This window comes from Billgrantia pellis (assembly GCF_008297955.1).
GTDB lineage: Bacteria > Pseudomonadota > Gammaproteobacteria > Pseudomonadales > Halomonadaceae > Halomonas > Halomonas pellis.
Genome location: NZ_VTPY01000005.1, coordinates 176,876 through 196,465 on the forward strand (window position 1 = coordinate 176,876; position 19,590 = coordinate 196,465).

16 protein-coding genes are annotated in these 19,590 nt (G+C 63.5%); 7 read left to right on the forward strand and 9 right to left on the reverse strand.

Translation table 11 applies throughout. The features are described from left to right. Nucleotides 1–6: 6 nt before the first annotated feature. Nucleotides 7–687, reverse strand: a complete 681-nt coding sequence (locus F0A17_RS14065) for a hypothetical protein (RefSeq protein WP_149328984.1) — start codon at nt 685–687, stop codon at nt 7–9. Nucleotides 688–936: 249 nt separating this feature from the next. Between F0A17_RS14065 and katE the strand changes: the two genes are divergently transcribed. Beyond that, nucleotides 937–3,087, forward strand: a complete 2,151-nt coding sequence (gene katE / locus F0A17_RS14070; protein WP_149328985.1) for a catalase HPII — start codon at nt 937–939, stop codon at nt 3,085–3,087. A gap of 95 nt (nt 3,088–3,182) precedes the next feature. Here the strand turns inward: katE and gabT are convergent, their stop codons facing one another. Further along, nucleotides 3,183–4,475 carry a 4-aminobutyrate--2-oxoglutarate transaminase gene (gabT, locus tag F0A17_RS14075; protein ID WP_149328986.1) on the reverse strand — a complete coding sequence of 431 codons (1,293 nt, stop codon included), beginning with the start codon at nt 4,473–4,475 and terminating at the stop codon, nt 3,183–3,185. Between the two features lie 31 nt (nt 4,476–4,506). Continuing rightward, on the reverse strand, nt 4,507–5,949 hold the full coding sequence (locus F0A17_RS14080; protein WP_149328987.1) for an NAD-dependent succinate-semialdehyde dehydrogenase: 1,443 nt from the start codon (nt 5,947–5,949) through the stop codon (nt 4,507–4,509). Between the two features lie 198 nt (nt 5,950–6,147). Here F0A17_RS14080 and F0A17_RS14085 point away from each other — a divergent pair, with 198 nt between their 5' ends. Both F0A17_RS14085 and F0A17_RS14090 read left to right on the forward strand, forming a co-directional pair. Then, on the forward strand, nt 6,148–8,607 hold the full coding sequence (locus tag F0A17_RS14085) for a DUF1266 domain-containing protein (RefSeq protein ID WP_149328988.1): 2,460 nt from the start codon (nt 6,148–6,150) through the stop codon (nt 8,605–8,607). 313 nt (nt 8,608–8,920) lie between these two features. Next, nucleotides 8,921–9,451, forward strand: coding sequence for a C40 family peptidase (locus F0A17_RS14090; RefSeq protein WP_149329234.1), 531 nt, complete (start codon nt 8,921–8,923; stop codon nt 9,449–9,451). A 58-nt stretch (nt 9,452–9,509) separates the two neighbouring features. Here the strand turns inward: F0A17_RS14090 and F0A17_RS14095 are convergent, their stop codons facing one another. Then, the gene (locus F0A17_RS14095) at nt 9,510–10,397 is read right to left on the reverse strand and encodes a LysR family transcriptional regulator (RefSeq protein ID WP_149328989.1); all 888 of its coding nucleotides are present in this window, start codon (nt 10,395–10,397) and stop codon (nt 9,510–9,512) included. A gap of 109 nt (nt 10,398–10,506) precedes the next feature. Between F0A17_RS14095 and F0A17_RS14100 the strand changes: the two genes are divergently transcribed. Further along, nucleotides 10,507–11,712, forward strand: a complete 1,206-nt coding sequence (locus tag F0A17_RS14100) for an MFS transporter (RefSeq protein WP_149328990.1) — start codon at nt 10,507–10,509, stop codon at nt 11,710–11,712. A gap of 57 nt (nt 11,713–11,769) precedes the next feature. Here the strand turns inward: F0A17_RS14100 and msrA are convergent, their stop codons facing one another. Continuing rightward, nucleotides 11,770–12,387, reverse strand: coding sequence for a peptide-methionine (S)-S-oxide reductase MsrA (gene msrA / locus F0A17_RS14105; RefSeq protein ID WP_149328991.1), 618 nt, complete (start codon nt 12,385–12,387; stop codon nt 11,770–11,772). A 109-nt stretch (nt 12,388–12,496) separates the two neighbouring features. Here msrA and F0A17_RS14110 point away from each other — a divergent pair, with 109 nt between their 5' ends. Both F0A17_RS14110 and F0A17_RS14115 read left to right on the forward strand, forming a co-directional pair. Further along, the gene (locus F0A17_RS14110) at nt 12,497–14,683 is read left to right on the forward strand and encodes an FAD-dependent oxidoreductase (RefSeq protein ID WP_149328992.1); all 2,187 of its coding nucleotides are present in this window, start codon (nt 12,497–12,499) and stop codon (nt 14,681–14,683) included. Further along, nucleotides 14,676–15,296, forward strand: coding sequence for a CDP-alcohol phosphatidyltransferase family protein (locus F0A17_RS14115; RefSeq protein ID WP_149328993.1), 621 nt, complete (start codon nt 14,676–14,678; stop codon nt 15,294–15,296). Before F0A17_RS14110 ends, F0A17_RS14115 begins: the two co-directional genes overlap by 8 nt. Before the next feature lie 64 nt (nt 15,297–15,360). On the opposite strand, the gene F0A17_RS14120 is transcribed toward F0A17_RS14115, so the two are convergent. Continuing rightward, entirely contained in the window at nt 15,361–15,843 is a 483-nt protein-coding gene (locus tag F0A17_RS14120) for an FKBP-type peptidyl-prolyl cis-trans isomerase (RefSeq protein ID WP_149328994.1), read from the reverse strand. Between the two features lie 211 nt (nt 15,844–16,054). Here F0A17_RS14120 and F0A17_RS14125 point away from each other — a divergent pair, with 211 nt between their 5' ends. After that, nucleotides 16,055–16,339 carry a hypothetical protein gene (locus F0A17_RS14125; protein WP_149328995.1) on the forward strand — a complete coding sequence of 95 codons (285 nt, stop codon included), beginning with the start codon at nt 16,055–16,057 and terminating at the stop codon, nt 16,337–16,339. Between the two features lie 118 nt (nt 16,340–16,457). Here F0A17_RS14125 and F0A17_RS14130 read toward each other — a convergent pair whose 3' ends face one another. The 3 genes from F0A17_RS14130 to F0A17_RS14140 form a co-directional block, all read right to left on the reverse strand. Next, nucleotides 16,458–16,925, reverse strand: coding sequence for an outer membrane lipoprotein (locus F0A17_RS14130; RefSeq protein ID WP_149328996.1), 468 nt, complete (start codon nt 16,923–16,925; stop codon nt 16,458–16,460). Nucleotides 16,926–17,169: 244 nt separating this feature from the next. Continuing rightward, on the reverse strand, nt 17,170–18,765 hold the full coding sequence (locus F0A17_RS14135; protein ID WP_149328997.1) for an isocitrate lyase: 1,596 nt from the start codon (nt 18,763–18,765) through the stop codon (nt 17,170–17,172). 389 nt (nt 18,766–19,154) lie between these two features. Continuing rightward, on the reverse strand, nt 19,155–19,589 hold the full coding sequence (locus tag F0A17_RS14140; protein ID WP_149328998.1) for a GNAT family N-acetyltransferase: 435 nt from the start codon (nt 19,587–19,589) through the stop codon (nt 19,155–19,157). Between the last annotated feature and the right edge of the window lies 1 nt (nt 19,590).

A 19,590-nucleotide genomic window follows, 5' to 3' on the forward strand; every position in this document is an offset into this window, starting at 1 on the left:
GGTTCGCTAGAACGTGTAGCTCACGCCCAGTACCGCAACGGGGTACACCGGCCATTTCTCGGCCTCGTCCTTGAGTCGCTCCTCTTCCTGGCGGATTTCCTCGCGCAGCTGTGCCGACCCTGGCAGGTTCGTGTCTTCATACCCGATCGAAGTTCTCAGCGAAACGTCCGGATCGGTGGGAATGACACCAATTTCGGCAAAGACGCCGAAGCCGCTGCGATGCGCCTGGCGCCAGCCCAGGCCGGCGTAGGGCCGCACGCCGTCAACCAGGGTCGCCTTGCCATGTAGGGTGCCAAGCGCATCGGTGGGGTATTCCTGGCCATTGAACTCGTAGGCCGCCTTCCGCGGGCGGCCCACGATATCGGCGTCGATATCGGGCAGCATCAGGCCCGCGCTCAGAAAAAAGCCGCTCGCGAAGGGATAGTAGTCGAGTGTCAGCTTGCCGCCCGCCAAGCTGACGTCGCCGTCGTAGTTGACGTCATTGGTGCTGTAGTCGATTTCCCGTTCAATCCCGCCAGTGTAACGGGCAGAAATGCCGAAGCGTTCGTTGAAGCGCCAGGCCAGGTCCGCGCCCAGCCCGGTGGTACCGGCTACCGCTCCCAGCGTCATGCGACCATCGTAGGCCTGGGCCAGCGATGTGGCCGACAGGCAAAGGGCGACGGCAAGTCCGGTCGTCGTCTTCTTCATGTCAGGGTCCCTTGTTCACCAAGCTCGATTGAGGTGGCCAGTGCCGCCCCGCTTCGCCACTCGAGTATCGTTCGCGGCTAAATGAAGTAAAACGCGATAAATGTTTTCTTTTGTACCCATAGCGTGGGTTGATTGGCACACCGTGTGGGTGGAACTACCTTTCAGGCGAAGCGCACACCGGCGCCTCCGTCGGTTTTCCTACCAGCGGAGGGGCGAGGAGGAAACGCACCGGTCAAAAGGAATGCGATCATGGCTAACAACCCCCACACGACACCCAACAGCGGCAAGCCGAACGATACGAACTTCAAGACCACCGAACACAGCAAGTCGGAGCACTTGGAAAAATATCGCAGTGACGCCAAGGGGCATGATCTGCGCACCAACCATGGCACGCGGATCGCCGACAACCACAACTCGCTGAAAGCCGGCGAACGGGGGGCGACGCTTCTCGAGGATTTCATCTTCCGCGAGAAGCTCAATCACTTCGACAACGAGCGCATTCCCGAACGCATCGTGCATGCCCGAGGCGCGGCGGCTCATGGCTATTTCCAGCCCTACGACAACGCCGCCCAGTACTCCAAGGCGGGTCTGTTTCAGGACGCCGGCAAGAAGACGCCGGTGTTCGTGCGTTTCTCTACGGTACAGGGCTCGCGCGGCTCCAACGATACCGTGCGCGACGTACGCGGCTTCGCCACCAAGTTCTACACCGATGAGGGCAACTGGGACCTGGTGGCCAACAACATGCCGGTTTTCTTCATCCAGGATGCGATCAAGTTCCCCGACTTCGTCCATGCGGTGAAACCCGAACCGCACAACGAGATACCTCAGGGCCAATCGGCCCACGACACCTTCTGGGATTTCGTCTCGCTGATGCCGGAGTCGACCCACATGGTGCTGTGGACCATGTCCGACCGCGCCTTTCCCCGGCATTATCGCAACATGGAAGGGTTCGGCGTGCATACCTTCCGCTTGATCGACAAGCAGGGCAAGTCTCGCTTCGTGAAGTTCCACTGGAAGCCGCTGGCCGGCACCTGCTCGCTGATCTGGGACGAGGCGCAAAAGCTTTGGGGGCGTGATCCCGACTTCAATCGCCGCATGATGTGGGAGGACATCGAGAACGGCGACTACCTCGAATACGAATTTGGCATTCAGGTCGTCGAGGAGGAGGACGAGCACAAGTTCGATTTCGACCTGCTCGACCCGACCAAGATCATCCCCGAGGAGCAGGTGCCCGTCACTCCCATCGGCAAGATGGTGCTCAACCGCAACCCGGATAATTTCTTCGCCGAGACCGAGCAGGTCGCCTTCAATCCCGCCCACGTGGTTCCGGGCATCGACTTCACCAACGATCCGTTGCTGCAGGGGCGGCTGTTCTCCTATCTCGACACCCAGATGCTGCGCCTGGGCGGTCCCAACTTCAACGAGCTTCCCATCAACCAGCCGGTGTGTCCGGTGCACAACAACCAGCGCGACTCCATGCACCGCCAGACCATCAACAAGGGGCAGGCCTCCTACGAGCCCAACTCCATCGATGGGGGCTGGCCCACCGAGACGCCGGCGGCGCCCGAGAACGGCGGTTTCGAGACCTACCACGAGCGTATCGATGCGCGTAAGGTCCGCGCCCGCAGCCCTTCGTTCGGCGATCATTACTCGCAGGCGACGCTGTTCTGGAACAGCCAGACCGACGTGGAGAGGGAACACATCATTGCCGCCTACACGTTCGAGCTGTCCAAGGTGCAGCGTCCCTGGATCCGCGAGCGCGTGATCAAGGAGATACTGCCCAATATCGATCTCGAGCTGGCGCGTCGCGTGGGCGAGAACCACGGCATAGAAGTGCCGATGCAAAAACCGGCGGCGCCCGAGGAACTGGGCAAGAGCTCGCAGCTGGATTCGCCGGCATTGAGCCTGATGGCGCGACTGCCCGGCGACATCAAGTATCGCAAGGTGGCCATCCTGGTCGCCGACGGTGTCGATGCCGGCCAGGTCGAGGCGATCAAGAAGAAACTCGAGGCCGAAGGGGCCCGGGGTATGGTGATTGCGCCCAGCATGGCGCCGGTGAAAGCGGCGGACGGCAAGAGCGTGGTTCCCGACGCCATGCTCAACGGCATGCCGTCGGTGGTGATGGATGCGGTGATCGTACCGGGTGGGAGCGAAAGCGTGAATGCACTGGCCCAGTCAGGGCAGGGGCGCTACTACGTACAGGAGGCCTACAAGCATCTCAAGGCAATTGCCGCCGTGGGCGAAGGCAGGGCGCTGCTGGACGCAGCGGCTGTGCCTACCGGCGAGGAGGGTATCCTGCTCGACGCCACGGTGGACGATGTCTTCACCCTGCTGCGCGATGCCATGATCAAGCATCGGGTGTGGGCGCGAGACCCGAAAGCCAATGATGTCCCTGCCTGATAGCCTATTGCGCTCGACGAGACGGCGTCTTCGCTCATGATGGCTATCCTTGGAAGCGCCTGCCAGCGGCGGCAGGCGCCTTCAGTGGACGTATGTCAGGCGGTGGCCTTGGTGCCGACCAGTTCCTTGAGCGAGGTCTCGACGATGTCGAGGCCCTCCTCGAGGATATCGTCCTCAATGGTGACCGGCATCAGGAAGCGGATGGTATTGCCGTAGAGACCGCAGGAGAGCAGGATCAGCCCCTTCTCGCGGGCCTTCTTGCACAGCGCGCCTGCCAGATCGGCATCCGGCGTGTGGTGGGCCCTATCGGAAACCAGGTCGATCGCGGCCATGGCGCCCAGGTTGCGGCCGTTGTCCACGCAGTCGAACTCCTGTTGCCACTGGCCGAAGCGCTTGGCCAGCTTGTCGCCGAGCGCCTGGCTCTTCTCGAGGATGTTCTCCTGCTCGAAGACCTCGAGCACGGCGAGCGTCGCCGCGCAGGACACCGGGCTGCCGGTATAGGTGCCGCCCAATGAGTTGGGACCGGAGGCGTCCATATGCCTGTCGGTGCCCACCACGGCGGAGATCGGCATGCCGTCGGCCATGCTCTTGGCCATGGTGATGATGTCCGGTTCGACGCCGCTGTGCTCGATGGCGAACATCTTGCCGGTGCGGCCGAAGCCGGACTGCACCTCGTCGATGATCATCAGCATGCCATGCTCGTCGCAGATTTCCCGGATTGCCTTGAGGAAGCTGGCGGGAGCGGGGTAGAAGCCACCTTCACCGAGTACCGGCTCGAGCACGATGGCTGCGGTGTCGCGCGGATTGGCATCGGTCTTGATGGCCATCTTGAGGCCGCGCAGCGCCTCGTCCTCGCTGACGCCATGGTAGGGCACCGGGTAGGGGGCGCGGAAGACGTTGCCCGGCATACTGCCGAAGTCGGTGGCATAGGGCGCGACTTTCCCGTTCATGGCCATGGTCATGAAGGTCCGGCCGTGGTAACCGCCGTCGAAGCAGATCACGTTGTTCTTGCCGGTGGCGGCCCGGGCGATCTTTACCGCGTTTTCCAAGGCCTCGGCGCCGGAATTGGCCAGCATCACCTTGGCGTGGCCGCGCACGGGAGTGATCTGGCTCAGTTTCGCGGCCACCTTCACGTAGCCCTCGTAAGGCATCACGGTCTGGCAGGTGTGCATGACACGGTCGAGCTGGGCCTTGACGGCTTCCACCACCTTGGGATGGCGATGACCGATATTGAGCACGCCGATGCCGCCGGCGAAGTCGATGATGCGGTTGCCATCGGCGTCCCAGACGAGGGCGTTCTCGGCGCGGTCGGCGAATTGGGTGGCGGGGCTGGCGGCACCGTTGGCCACGTAGCGCTGCTTGAGTTCGTTGAGCTGTGCATTATTCATCGATACCTCCATGCAATGACGTTGCGGGCGATCACAGGCCGCCGACACAGACGTATTTTAGTTCAGTGAATTCATCCAGGCCGTGATGCGATCCCTCACGACCGAGGCCGGATTCCTTGACACCGCCGAAGGGCGCCAGCTCGGTGGAAAGAATCCCTTCGTTGATGGCCACCATGCCATACTCCAGGCTTTCCATGACATGCCAGATGCGGCGATAGTCGCGCGCGTAGAAGTAGGCGGCCAGGCCGAACTCCGTGGCGTTGGCCATTGCGATGGCCTCGTCGTCCGTCTCGAAGCGGAACACCGGCGCCAGCGGGCCGAAGGTTTCTTCACGGGCCACGCGCATGGCGTCGGTGACATCGGCGAGCACGGTGGGCTGGAAAAAGGTGCCGCCCAGCGCATGGGGCTCGCCGCCGCACACCAGCCGAGCCCCTTTATCCAGCGCGTCGGCGATGTGCGAACGCACCTTGTCGACCGCGGCCGGGTTGATCAATGGCCCCTGCATCACGCCTTCGTCGAGACCGTTGCCCACCCGGAGCTGTGCCACGCGGGCGGCCAACTTGTCGACGAAGGCATCGTAGACGCCGGCCTGTACCAGCAGGCGGTTGGTGCACACGCAGGTCTGACCCGAATTGCGATACTTCGACGCCACCGCACCCTCCACGGCGGCATCCAGGTCGGCATCGTCGAAGACGATGAAGGGGGCGTTGCCGCCGAGTTCCATGGAGGCTTTCTTGACCGTGCCGGCGCACTGTGCAAGCAGGCGCTTGCCCACCGGGGTGGAGCCGGTGAAGGAGACCTTGCGCACGCGCGGGTCGGTGGTCAGCACCTCGCCGATCGCCGCTGGTCGGCTTGCCGTGACCACGTTGAGCACACCGGCAGGGAAGCCCACGTCCTCGGCCAGTTTTGCGAGCGCCAGGGCGGTGAGCGGGGTGGCTTCGGCCGGCTTGATCACCACCGGGCAGCCAGCGGCGAGCGCCGGAGCGCACTTGCGCGTGATCATCGCCAGCGGGAAGTTCCAAGGCGTGATCGCCGCCACCACGCCGATGGGCTCGCGCAGCACCAGGATGCGCTTGTCGGCGCCGTGGCTCGGCAACGTCTCGCCGGCCATGCGCTTGGCCTCCTCGGCATAGAACTCCACGAACGACGCCCCGTAGGCGACCTCGCCGCGGGATTCCGCCAGCGGCTTGCCCTGCTCGCGCGTCATCAGCCAGGCCAGCGTCTCCTGATGGGCCATGATGGCGTCGAACCACGCGCGCAGCAGAGCGGCGCGCTGCTTGGCGGTTTGCCGACGCCAGGCCGGCCAGGCCGCTTCGGCCGCCGCCACGGCGGCACGGGCATCGTCCGCGGTAAGGTCGGGCACGTTGGCCAGGGTCTCGCCGGTGGCGGGATCGAAAACGGCGAAATGGTGCTCACCGTCATGCCATTGGCCGGCAATGTAGGCTTTGTCGAGAATATCCCTTGAGTGAGGCATGGGGGCTCCGGTGTTGATTATCTTGTCAGCCGAGTGTGCATTATTTAAAACGATCCGCCAAGCTTCCTCGCCTTGGGCCGTGCGACTTTTTCCACCGGCCAGCCATCGGCGTACGCCACGCTTTCCGCTACACTAGGCGCCGATTTCTCAGGTACGGCGAGTCCGTATCCTTTCCGTGTTTGAACGTCGAGGTGAGACTTGGTCGATCCCCTTTACGCCTGGTGGGCCCAACAGCTGGTGCTGTGCGGCTGGGCTTTCGAGCCCGAACCCATCGCCATCGAGCCCGATGCGGCGCAAGCCAGGCTGCGAGCGCTGGAGGTGGCCGATCGCGGCGAGCTGGGCTGGCGTCTGGTCGAAACCTTCGGCATCGGGCAGGTCAACTCGGCCAAGCTGTTGGCGGCGCTCGAACTGCTGGCTCTGGCCGGAGCGGCGGGCTGGCTACCCGAGCTGCGTGTGCGCAGCTGGCTGCTGCGGCTGACCGGTGAGGTCGTTCGACAGTACGCGAGCTTGGAAGCCTGGCTCGAGTCGTTGCGACACGCCCGGAGCGCGGAGGGCTGGGTGCGTGGCGACGATGGTTTTCATGAAGCGTGCGAAGCCTTGGCCGCCCTGGAGCGCGACGGCGAAGGCATTACTTGGCAAACGCTAACCGAATGGATCGCGAGCCATCGTGAGGCCGCGCCGCTATGGCCGGATGCCCCCGAAACGCATGCCTGGCGGCTGCGTGCGGCGTTCTCACCGGTGCTGGCCACGCCGGCAAGCGCGGTCGACTGGCCGGACGTCCATGAATGGCTGGGGAGTAACTGGCAAATCAACGATCGCACAGGGCTGATCCAGAGCCTGCTGTGGCTGGCCGGCCATGGGCACCGTCAGGGGTGGGATCTCGATGCCACGCGGCTGTTGATGGAGGACGAACGCGGACGACAGGAGTGGCTGGCAGGGCTAGCCGGCGCCGAACGTGAATATGGCCAGGTGCTGCTCACTTTCGTCGCGCGCGGCGAGCCGCTGGAATGGGCTGCCTGGGACTGGCTGCGGCTGGTTGACCTGGCATGGGCCGGCGCCTGTGCCGGCTGGCTCGAAACCGCCGAAGCGCAGGCGTTTGCCAGTCATGGGGCCGATCTGGTCCTGCGCCGCTATAGCGACTGGTCCGCGGTGGCGCGCGCCTACCAGCGGGGATGCAGCCTGTTCGAAGGGCGCGATCGTCTGGGCGAGATGCAGCGCGACTGGGGGTTGTTGTTGCAGTCGCCGGCCAGCCCGTGGCGTACTCCGCTGCCGCAGCTCTTGAGCGACGGGGAGCGTGATGCATCGCGCCGGGCTATAGCGGACTGGCGACGTTCGCCGCGCCACTGGGTATTGGCGCTGGCGTCGGTGCGTGAACCCGAGTTCGGCATGCGCCAGGGACCGGCCGCTCCCCTGGCGCCCGAGCGACGCGCGGATGCGCTGCGCTACCTCGACGAGACCCTGGGGTTGCATCCCGATGAAGGGGCGGAGGCACTGACGCGCTATTGGCTGCCCGCCCAGGCGCACCATCTCAATCAACTGGCGGCGGATGCCTCTCACGGAGCCTTGCCACCGGCGAATACGCCGTTCGGGCGTCCCGAGGCTGACGATCTCTCACGTCTGGAGGCGCTGAAACAGGGCTCGCGCCATGCCGCCACCATCCATATGGCCGAGAAGTACGCCTTTTATTTGCAGATGGCGATGGATAGCGAGGCCTTCGACGACGCTGCACTGCAAGCGCTGGCCGAGGCGCTGCGCGGTACCCTGTGTCGCTTTTATCCGGATTCACGCCGTCTGCTCGAGGCCTGGGCCCAATGGGAGACGCTATTGCCCGAGGGTGAACAGCCCTCATTGGTCAGCGAGATTCGCTGGCATCTCGAGGACCCGGGCAGCCCCTTCCACTGGCTCGACTGGCACAGCACTCAGTGGCAGGAGCCGGGGCCACGCCCCACTCTATCGCGCTTCACCGCCATGGCGCTGGTCGGACCGCTCAACAACGCCGCCTGGAGCGAGCCGCACAGGGAGAGCGAGCGCGAGGCGGCCGCCATACGGGAGTGGATTGATGGTCACTATGGCCTGCACGGGCGCGCCGAGCTGGCCGAATTTCTCGACTTCCTGCTCGAAGCCGGCGATCGGCAGGAGTATCAGATCAACTACGCCCCCTACACTCTGAACAGCCAGCGGCTGGGCTCCGAAATCGCCGTGCTGGAATCGGGAGACTGCAGCGAGGAGGATCGCAACCACTTGCTGCGCCTGCAGCGCGTGCGCGACAACACCGACGGCTGCAATGAACTGGACATGACCGCCTGGGACGTGGCCCAGGCCGTGGACCTGGCCATTGCCGGACGCCAGCTCGGCTGGCTGGACGGCGCGGCCTTCGGCGGTGTGCTGGAGCGGGCCTATGCCCTGGCTGCCGAGCACTACGGCAGCTGGGAAGCCTACGCACGTGGACTGTACGCCGGGTTCTCGTTCTTCATGGGCGAGACGCCCGAGCGGGAAGCCTTTCTCGCTGGTTTCCGCCAGGCCCTGGTGGCCTGGCTATCCGGAGCGCCACCGCTGGCCGGCCCCTGGGCGAGCCTCGATTTTCCGGGCGCCAGGCCAAGGCATTGGGCACCGCTACATATCGATACGTTACCGGGTGACATAAGAACGCTACATTAGGCATCGCCATGAAACTTCGTTGTGGTTTATAGTCGGCTTGTTTCAAGTTCGGCTCCCGGTTACGGAGCCTTCACCCTGTTACGAGTCGCCGCAAGACCGCTCTGGCAGTGGTACGGACAGCGTTGCTGTCAGCATCACTCCCACAGCGATCCTCTCGGGAATGTCAGGTAGGGCTAGTGCGCCTCCCGAGTAGGCATGCGGCTCAACGAACGAGGTACCTCGCAAGATGGTTGCCACGGGATCGCGTCGTATCGCGTTGCTGGGTACGTTGCTCGCCTTGCTGTCCGGCTGTGCCGGAACCTCGTCTACTTCGCTGGAAGCGCCCGACGACTACTTCGCACGACAGCTTCCCGGCATGTCCTCCGATCCCATGATGTCGCCGGTGGACAATCCCATTGCGCGCGTCAGCAGTTTGCATAACCCGCCGCCGGTACTGGTCCGCGAAGCACTACTGGCACAGCACGAGCGCTGGGCCGGCACCCCCTACCGACTGGGAGGCACCACCCGTCGCGGCATCGACTGTTCGGCGCTGGTGCAGAACGTGTTCAGCGAGACCTTTCGCCTCGAGCTGCCGCGCTCCACCGGCGAGCAAGTTCAGCAGGGCACGCCGATCGCTCGTGATGAGCTGCAGGTCGGCGACCTGGTCTTCTTTCGTCCCCCGGGACCCTACGACCACGTGGGCATTTACGTCGGCGATGGCTATTTCCTTCACGCCTCCACCTCCCAGGGTGTCATTCTCTCCGAACTCGATAATGCCTACTGGCAGCGCTACTACTGGCAGGCTCGCCGCACCCTGGAACCCACTACCTTGGCGCAGCGCGTTACCACGATGGATGAAGGCTGATCACGCTTACCTACCAAGCGCGCTGCTCGAGGCGCGTCAGTGCGCTGACGGTTTACCCTCATAAGACTTCGCGGTGGGCGATGACGTATGCCACGAAGGCGCTCTCCGCGCGCGACAGGTAGGCATCCCGGCCCCAGGCCAGCGACAGGTCGAGCCAGGCGGGGGTATCGAAGGAGACGGCAGCCAGCTCCGGCTCGTCCACGACCCGACGCAAGAAGGTGGTGATGCCGAACCCCTGACGCACGATCGCCTTGGTCAGCGGGATCAGGTTCGACTGGAAGGCCACGTTGGCGGCGAAGCCGGTTCGGCGCGACAGGGTGTCGACGAACTCGCGATGGAAGTAGCCATTTTGGAACAGCACCAGCGGCTCCTGAAAGAACTCTTCGGCGCTGACGCTGGGCCGCGCGGCGAATGGGTGAAAACGCGGTACGCAGACCACCATCTCTTCGCGAATCAGCAGGCGTCGTTCCATATGTTCACTTTGGGTGTCGTCGATCACCACGCCAAGATCCAGCTCACCGTCGGCGATCATGCGCTGCAGACGGCGCGCGCCGGCTTCCACCACGGTCAATCGGATGCCGGGATGCTGCGCCTTGAATCCCATCAGCAGCGGGGGGAAGTAATAAGAGCCGAGCATCGACGGGATGCCGATGCGCACTTCTCCTTTCACCAGGCCGTGCAATTCGCGCATGGCCAAGTAGGCGGCTTCGGCACGTTCCATGAGTTCGCGCGCGTGCGCATAGAGTGCCTCGCCTTCGGGCGTCAGACCGATGCGCCGTTCATGACGATGAAACAAGGACAGTTCGAGCTGACGCTCCAGCTTGGCGACGGTCTGACTGACGGCCGATTGCGCCACGTGAAGTTCGCGGGCGGCGGCGCTGAAGCCGCCACTGTCGGCGACGCAGAGAAAAACACGCAGCGCACGCAGGTCAAAAGGAAGTGCCATGTAACGGTACCATAAGAAAAAGAGATGACGGCGATCGCTTTATTCTGTTTGGCTTATCATACAGCGCAGGCGAACATGTGCGGCAAGCTTTCCCGCTCAGGTCGTTTGAATGATCACACTGCATACGCGTGCCTGGTGGCGCGCCACCCTGGCGCTCTGCCTGGGTTCCATCCTCGTCTTCGTCAATCTCTATGCGCCGCAGCCGCTGCTGCCGGACCTGCGCCAGGCCTATGGAGTCTCGACGCTGGGAATCAGCTTGATCATGTCGGTCGCCACCCTGTCGCTTGCCGGCGCACTGCTGGTCTTCGGCCCGCTGTCGGACGCCATTGGTCGTGGTGCCATCATGCGCGTGACCCTGTTGATGGCGGGACTGTGCTCGTTGGCGCTGGCCTGCGCGCCTAACTACGAAACGTTGCTGGCACTGCGGTTGGTACAGGGGTTCGTTCTCGGTGGGCTGCCGGCAGTGGCCATTGCCTGGATGGGGGATGAGTTCGATCGGCGGGCGCTGCTCTCGGCCGTGGGGCTCTATATCGGGGCCAACACGCTGGGCGGCATCGGGGGCCGCCTGATAGGCGGCAGTATCGGCGAAATGGGCGGGGCCAGCATCGGCTTTCTGGCGGTGGGAGGCGTGACCCTGGTCGGAGTGGCGTTGTTCTGGAAGCTGCTGCCACCGCCCCGCCAGTTCACCCCGCGCCGTTTCGAGTTGGGCGCGGCATTGTCGGACCTGGGAGGACACTTGCGTCACCCCCTATTGCTGGCGGCCTACCTGCTCGGCGGTATCAATTTTCTCATCTTCATCAACCAGTACAGCTACATCACTTTTCGCCTGGCTGACGAGCCGTTCGGGCTCAGCGCCCGCTGGCTGGGCATGATCTTCCTGACCTACTTGGGTGGCACCCTGAGTTCGGCCTTTTCCGGGCGGCTGACGCGTTACCTGAACCAGCCGGCCTGTATGCTACTCGGCATTGCGATCTTCATGGCCGGCACCTTGATCACGTTGTCGCATTCGCTGGCCTGGATCATCGCGGGGCTTACCATCAATGCCGTGGGTTTCTTCCTCGCGCATTCCATGGCGTCGAGCTGGGTCAGTCGTCAGGCACAAAGGGCACGGGGCAGCGCCTCGGCACTCTATCTGGTGTTCTACTACGTGGGGGCGAGCCTGGGCAGCATCTGGCTGGAGCCGTTCTGGCAACGTGGCGGCTGGCTCGGCGTGGCCATCGGTTCCTGGTTGCTATTGTCGGTGACACTGAGCATCGCGCTGTGGCTGTGGCGGGAAGAGCGCTCCCAGCAGCGAGGAGCCGCGTCGGTCACGTAGGGTCACGCGAGCTGAATGGAGCGGATGGAAGCGGGTTGTCTCGTCTGAGGTGCCGGTTCAATGCGTTTCCAACCCCCCGGCCTCGTCGCCCCACACTTCCTCGAGGCGCTTCTCGCGGCCACACGCCGATTTATAGAAGTTGTAGCGCACGGGATTCTTGCGGTAGTAATCCTGATGGGATTCCTCGGCGGGATAGAACGCCTCGAAGGTGTTGATTTCCGTAGCGATCCTCCGGTCGAAGCGCCCGGTGAGTTCGTCGCGGCTAGCCTCGGCCAACTCTCGCTCTTCCTCGCTGGCGGTGAAAATCACGCTGCGATAGCTTTCGCCCTTGTCGCAGAACTGACGATTCTCCGCGAAGGGATCCACGTTGCGCCAGAACACATACAACAGTTCGGCATAGTCGACCTGCCCGGGATCGTATTCCACTTCGACCACTTCGGCATGGCCGGTATCGCCCGCGACCACCTGCTCGTAGCTGGGATGTTCGACGTGGCCGCCGCTGAACCCGGAGGTGGTCGAGACGACGCCTTCCACCTTGTCGAACGCTTCCTCGACGCACCAGAAGCAGCCGCCACCGAAGACGGCTCTGGCCGTTTCCTCCCCGGCACTGGCCACGCCGACCGGCAGGGCAATCAGCGTCAGGCAGGCGAGCGACGCGTTGCGTATCTTGGCCATGAGTGGTCTCCTCGTGACAGGCTGTAAGGTTTGAGGTTACTACGCGACTCGGGTTCCGTATAACCTCTGTCGACTATCTTCGGAACGCCTGCCTACTCGGGAGTCGCCCTTGTCTCGCCGTCGCCTGTGGATCGTTGCTCTCATCGTTGCCCTGGTCGCCGCTTACTTCTTGAGCGGTGCCGACGAGTGGCTGACCCTGGCCAACCTGCAAGCGGAGCAGTCGCGCTTCCAGGCCTGGCTGGCGCGGGATCCGGTCACGGTCATTGGAGGGTTCTTCACGATCTATGTGTTCATGGCGGCGCTGTCGTTGCCCGGAGCCGCGCTGATGACATTGCTCGGCGGCGCGCTGTTCGGCCTGGGTTGGGGGCTTGTGATCATTTCGTTCGCCAGCTCCCTGGGAGCGACCCTTGCCGCCTCGATCGCCCGCTCCCTGCTGCGCGGTCCGCTCGAGAGGCGCTTTGCCCCCCAGCTCGAACGCATCAACGCCGGTATTCGGCGCGAGGGGGCTTTCTACCTCTTCACCTTGCGGCTGATTCCGCTGTTTCCCTTCTTCGTCATCAACCTGGTGATGGGACTGACGCGCATGCGCCTCCGGACTTTCTACTGGGTCAGCCAGTTGGGCATGCTGCCGGGGACGGCGGTCTACGTGAACGCCGGGCGGGAACTGGGCGCACTGGATTCCCTGTCCGGTATCCTCTCGCCGGGGCTGATCGGCTCCTTCGTGCTGATCGGTCTGTTTCCGTGGCTTGCGCGCGCGCTGGTGACCGTCGCCCGGCGGCGGCGTCTGGCGCGGCGCTTTGACCGCCCGGCACGCTTCGATTACGACATCGTGGTGATCGGCGCCGGTTCCGCCGGGCTCGTGGCGAGCTATATCGCAGCGGCGGTGAAGGCGAAAGTGGCGCTGGTCGAGTGCCATCGCCTGGGCGGGGACTGCCTCAATACCGGCTGCGTGCCATCGAAGGCGCTGATACGGGCGGCTAGGCTTGCCGCCGAGATTCGCTCGGCTCACCGCTTCGGCATTGACGCAGGCGAGCCACGCATCGATTTTGCCGGCGTCATGGCCCACGTACGACGTGCCGTACGCCAGGTGGAGCCCCACGATAGCCGTGAACGCTACGAAGGACTGGGTGTCGCGGTCATGGCGGGAAGGGCCTGTCTTGACGATCCTTGGCGTGTGCGGGTGAGCGGTACCGGGGGCGAGCGCGTGCTGACCGCGCGACACGTGATCGTGGCCAGCGGCGCCCGGCCGCGCCTACCCGACCTGCCGGGGTTGGACCGGGTCGAGGTATTGACGTCCGATAACCTATGGCAGCTCGACGCGTTGCCCGAGCGTCTCGTGGTGCTCGGCGGTGGCCCCATCGGCTGTGAGATCGGGCAGAGCTTTGCGCGCCTGGGCAGTCGTGTCAGCTTGGTGCAGAAGGGCGAGCAACTTCTACCGCGCGAGGATCCCGATGTGGCCGATTCAGTGCGTGAGCGGCTCGAGCGGGAAGGAGTCGAGGTCTGGCTCGAGACCCGAGCCGTACGCGTGGAGCCGGGGGACACCAAGGATGGTGTGGATTTGCTGGTGGCAGAGCGGTGGCTGGCGAGTGGCAAGATCGAGACCCGGCGTCTGGCTTTCGACCGTCTGCTGGTGGCAGTGGGGCGGCAGGCCAATGTCGAGGGCCTGGGGCTCGAGGCGCTGGGCGTGGAAACTCGTGAAGATGGCACCCTGGCGGTGAACGAACATCTGCAGAGCGTGCTGCCTAGCGTTTGGGCCTGTGGTGACGTGACCGGACCGTTCCAGCTGACCCATGCCAGCGCCCACCAGGCCTGGCATGCGACGGTCAACGCGCTGTTCGGTGAGTTCAAGCGCTTTCGGGTCAACTACCGGGCGCTGCCGGCGGTCACCTACACCGAGCCGGAGGTGGCACGGGTCGGTCTCAACGAACGCGAGGCTCGCGTCCAGGGCATCGACTACGAAGTGACGCGCTATGCCCTATCCGAACTGGACCGGGCCATCGCAGAGGGACGTACCGAAGGCTTCGTCAAGGTACTGACCGTTCCTGGCCGCGATCGTATCCTTGGCGTCAGCATCGTGGGGCAGGGCGCTGGTGAAATGCTCGCCGAGTTTACCTTGGCAATGACGCATGGGATCGGCCTCGACAAATTGCTGGGCACAATACACCCATACCCGACCTGGTCGGAGGCGACAAAGGCCGCTGCCGGGCAATGGAAGAATGCGCACAAGCCTGAGCGCCTGCTGAGCTGGCTGGGAGGCTATTTCCGTTGGCGCAGGGAGGGGCGTCGCAATGCTTGATCGCTGGACCATGCCGCTCACCCAACCGCCGCTGCGATGGCTGGCCAGGCGGCTCGATGCCTGTGGCATACGACCCGACCAGATGACCGTGACGGCCTTTGTCATCGGCATGTTCGCTCTGCCGCTGCTGGCGCTGGAATGGTATCTGCCTGCGCTGATCGCGATTCTGCTCAACCGGTTGGGCGATGGCGTCGATGGGGCCATGGCCAGGCTCTCGGGCCGGGCCAGCGATGCCGGGGGCTTCCTCGATATCGGCCTGGACTTCGTCTTCTACGCTGCCGTGGTGTTGGGCTTCGCCCTGGCCAACCCGACCGTCAACGCGCTGCCGGCCGCCTTCTTGCTATTCGCCTTCATCGGCACCGGTACTTCGTTCCTGGCGTTCGCCATCATGGCGACCCGACATGGCCTGGAGCGACCCCGCTTTCAGAAAAAGGCCTTCTACTATCTCCAAGGTCTCACCGAAGGCACTGAAACCATCCTGGCCTTCGTGCTCTTCTGTCTCCTCCCGGCCCACTTTCGTTGGCTCGCCACGCTCTTCGCCGTGGCTTGCCTGGTCACGACGGTCACGCGGCTGTGGGGGGGCTATCGTACTCTGCGTCAACTGGGCGGATAGGGCGGCAGGAAACGAAAAGGGCAGCCTCTTCGGCTGCCCTCGGTGTCGTGTCGAACGCCCCGGTTCAGTGCTCGACGCCACCTTCGCCGTGCACGTGACCGTGCTCGAGCTCTTCCTGGCTGGCTTCGCGCACGTCGGCGATCTCAACGTCGAAGTTGAGCTTCTGGCCGGCCAGTGGGTGATTGCCGTCCACCGTCACGGTATCGCCTTCCACCTTGGTCACAGTGACCATCAGCGGGCCACCTTGGGTCTGTGCCTGGAACTGCATGCCCGGCTCCACGGCTTCGACGCCCTGGAAGGCATCGCGCGGCACTTCCTGAACCAATTGCGGCTGCACTTCACCGTAACCCTCCTCAGGGGTAACGGATACGTTGAGCTTGTCGCCGGTCTCGCGGCCTTCCAGCTGACGTTCCAGGCCCGGGATGATATTGCCGGCGCCGTGTAGATAGGTCAGCGGTTGACGGCCATCCGAACTGTCCAGCACCTCACCTGCGTCGTTGGTCAGGGTGTAATGGAACTTGACGACGGAATTCTGCGCAATCTGCATGAAGGAACCTTTCGGTGAGTGCATGTAGAAACCATGGTAACGCGCGATGCCGGGACTGTCAGGGGTTGGGAGAAATTTTCAGGCTGGCCAGGTAGCGCCTGAATGTCATTCACGCCTTTTGGCGCGGTTGCGCCCTTTGCGCCTCGCGACTACCCTAGCTGAATTCACTTTACGTCCCTTATCGAGCCAACCCTTTGCTTGGAGTGTGCCCATGACCGTCACTGTGCTCTGGCTGATCGCTTTCGCCCTGATCCTCTATTTCAGTTATACCCAGTGGGAAGCATCCGTCAGTCCGGGGCTCAACAAGATCATGCCCCGGGTTCTCAAGAGCGGCCACGACAATCGCTGGGTATGGAGCCTGGCGCTCGCCGTGATAGGTGCCACCACGCTGGTACGCCCCATCGACATGCTGTTGACGGCCATCGTCGTGGCCGTCCTGGTACTTATCGTCAAGAAGCTGGCGGACTGGGCGTTGGGTCGGGCCGATTTCCACTGAGCGCGACATGGATGGCAGAATGAAGAAGGCCCGTGGCAGTGCCACGGGCCTTTCTGTGTCGGTGGGAGCTGTCACGATAGGGCGTTATCAATAGGGCTTTTTCATGGCAGGTGGCCGTTCAGTAGGGCGCAACGCTGACGTTGGCACCGCTGCCGATGAGGCGTACGCGCTGGCCTACCTGGAAGTCGCGATCGGCCTTTTGTACCACCACGACATTCTGGCCGTCGTCGCGACGAATCTCCATTTCCCAGGCGCGTACCCGGTTGGCGGATTCTTCGGCCGAGCTGCCCGCCACGGCACCACCGATGACACCGGCCGCAGTTGCCAGGCGTCGACCGGAACCGCCGCCTACCTGGCTGCCGAGCAAGCCGCCGATCACGGCGCCACCGCCGGTACCGATCAGGCCGCCCAGGCGGCTATCGGCCTGGATCTGCACCGGGCGCAGTGCCGTGATGGTGCCGAAGGTCACGGTCTGGGAGGTCTGGGCCTGGCTGCCTCGGTAGACGTCGCCACCCATGGTGGAAGTATTGGCACAGCCGGCCAGGGTCAGCACGCCGATGGCCACGACGGGGAGAAGACGCTTCATGAACACCTCCAGGAGGACGAGTCGAAAATCGACGTCGCCGAGTTAGGGAACGCTGTTTGCTAATCAGCTTAACCAGTCATGGGTCGTTTGACCAGCGTGAAGCGGCATCGTGCCATGCGAGAGGAGCCGAAGTCGGCAAACAATGTGGAATCGCTCGATTGCAAGCCATCGGCAGGAGCCGTTCATACGAAAAAAAGGAGGCGCGAGGCCTCCCAAGGGTTCCAGTCGTTACCGCCTCGCCATGTCAGCCGAACTGGTTCATGGTGTTGTCCTTGCCTCCGGCCTTGAGCGCCGCTTCGCCGTGGAAGAACTCCTTGTGGTCGTCGCCGATGTTGGAGCCGGCCATGTCCTGGTGCTTGACCGTGGCGATGCCTTCGCGAATCTCGCGGCGCTGCACGCCGGCCACATAGGCCAGCATCCCCTCGTCGCCGAAGTAGCCCTTCGCCAGGTTGTCGGTGGACAGGGCCGCGGTGTGGTAGGTCGGCAGCGTGATCAGGTGATGGAAGATACCGGCCTCACGCGAGGCGTCGCGCTGGAAGTTGCGCGTCCACTCGTCGGCCAGGCGGCCAAGCTCGGTGTCGTCGTACTCGGCACTCATCAGGTTGGCGCGGTCGTAGGCCGAGACGTCCTTGCCTTCCTTCTCCCAAGCGTCGAACACTTGCTGCCGGAAATTGAGAGTCCAGTTGAAGGACGGCGAGTTGTTGTAGACCAGTTTGGCGTCCGGTACCACGTCGCGAATACGATTGACCATGCTGGCGATCTGGCCGACATGAGGCTTCTCGGTCTCGATCCACAGCAGATCGGCGCCGTTCTGCAGGCTGGTGATGCAGTCCAGCACCACACGATCCTCGCCGGTGCCCGGCTTGAACTGGTAAAGGCCCGAGGCCAGGCGCTTGACCTTGACCAGCTTGCCGTTCTGCTTGATCACCACGTCGCCGTTATCGATGTCGGAAGCCGAGGTGATCTCCTCGCCGTCGAGGAAGCTGTTGTACTGGTCGCCCAGGTCGCCCGGCTCCTTGGTCACGGCGATCTTCTGCGTCAGGCCGGCGCCGAGGGAGTCGGTGCGAGCGACGATCACGCCGTCTTCCACGCCGAGCTCGAGGAAGGCATAGCGTACCGCATTGATCTTGGCCAGAAAGTCCTCGTGGGGCACGGTGACCTTGCCGTCCTGGTGGCCGCACTGCTTCTCGTCGGATACCTGATTCTCGAGCTGGATGCAGCAGGCACCCGCCTCGATCATTCTCTTGGCCAGCAGGTAGGTGGCCTCGGCGTTGCCGAAACCGGCATCGATGTCGGCGATAATCGGGACCACGTGGGTCTCGTGGTTGTCGATCTTGGCGATCAGTTCGTCGGCCTTGGCCTTGTCACCCGCCTTCTGAGCCGCTTCCAGATCTCGGAACAGATGATTGAGCTCCCAGGCGTCGGCCTGGCGCAGGAAGGTATAAAGTTCTTCGATCAGGCCCGGCACGCGGGTCTTCTCGTGCATGGACTGGTCGGGCAGCGGGCCGAACTCGGAGCGCAGGGCGGCGACCATCCAGCCGGAGAGGTAGAGGTAGCGGCGCTTGGTGGTGCCGAAGTGCTTCTTGATCGAAATCAGTTTCTGCTGGCCGATGAAGCCATGCCAGCAGCCCAGCGACTGGGTGTACTGGGAGCTGTCGGCATCATAGGCGGCCATGTCCTCGCGCATGATCCTGGCCGTGTAGCGGGCAATGTCCAGACCGGTCTTGAAACGGTTCTGGGCGCGCATGCGGGCGGCATTCTCGGGGCTGATATTGGCCCACTTGCCTTGCTGGGCTTCGCGCAGTTGAGCCAGTGCCTTGATGTCGTCTTTATATGACATGGGTGCCATCCTTCCGATCTGGGGTGGGTCGTCGGCTTCGATTGCCATGCGGCGGCGCTCGCTGCCTCATCGGTCGCTTGCTTGCGGCATCGTGCCGGTCGGTCCGGTTTATGCTGCAACTGCGAAGTAATATCAGGGTCGACCAGAACGAATCGCTTGTCTCTAGGGCGTTGGTCGAATCCGGAAAGAGCCTGAAAAGGACACGAGTTCAGGTTTTTTCAAGCTTCATCGAACGGTCGTTTTAACATCGAGCAGATTTCACTATGCCGCATGAAACCTGGCATACACAATCAACACTTGGGGGGAAGGAGGGTTGTAGTTCGACTACAAGTAAGACGGAAAGAGGTTCATTCCTGTAGTCGAATTTCGACGGGAGAGGGAGGTGGAGGCTATTTGGTCTTCAAGGAAAGAAGCATGTTGCGATGCGGAATACCGGCATCCATGAAGGTGTCGCCATAGGCGCTGAAGCCAAGGTTCTCGTAAAAGGCGATGGCATGGGTCTGGGCGGCTAACTCGACCTGTGCGTGGCCGAGCCGGCACGCCGACTCGATGGCGGCTCGCATCAGTGCGGCACCGATGCCGAGCCTGCGTGCCTTATCGAGCACAGCGACACGCCCGATATGCCCGTCGGGGAGCAGGCGGGCGGTGCCCAACGGGATGCCATTGCGCAGAGCCAGGAAATGACGAGACGCTTCGTCGCGCCCATCCCACTCCTCCTCCAGCGGTACTTGCTGCTCCTCGATGAACACCACGCGGCGAATCTCGCTGGCCTGGGTGCCGAGTTCGGCCCAACCGCCTTCGCGTATCTCGATGGACTCCGTCATC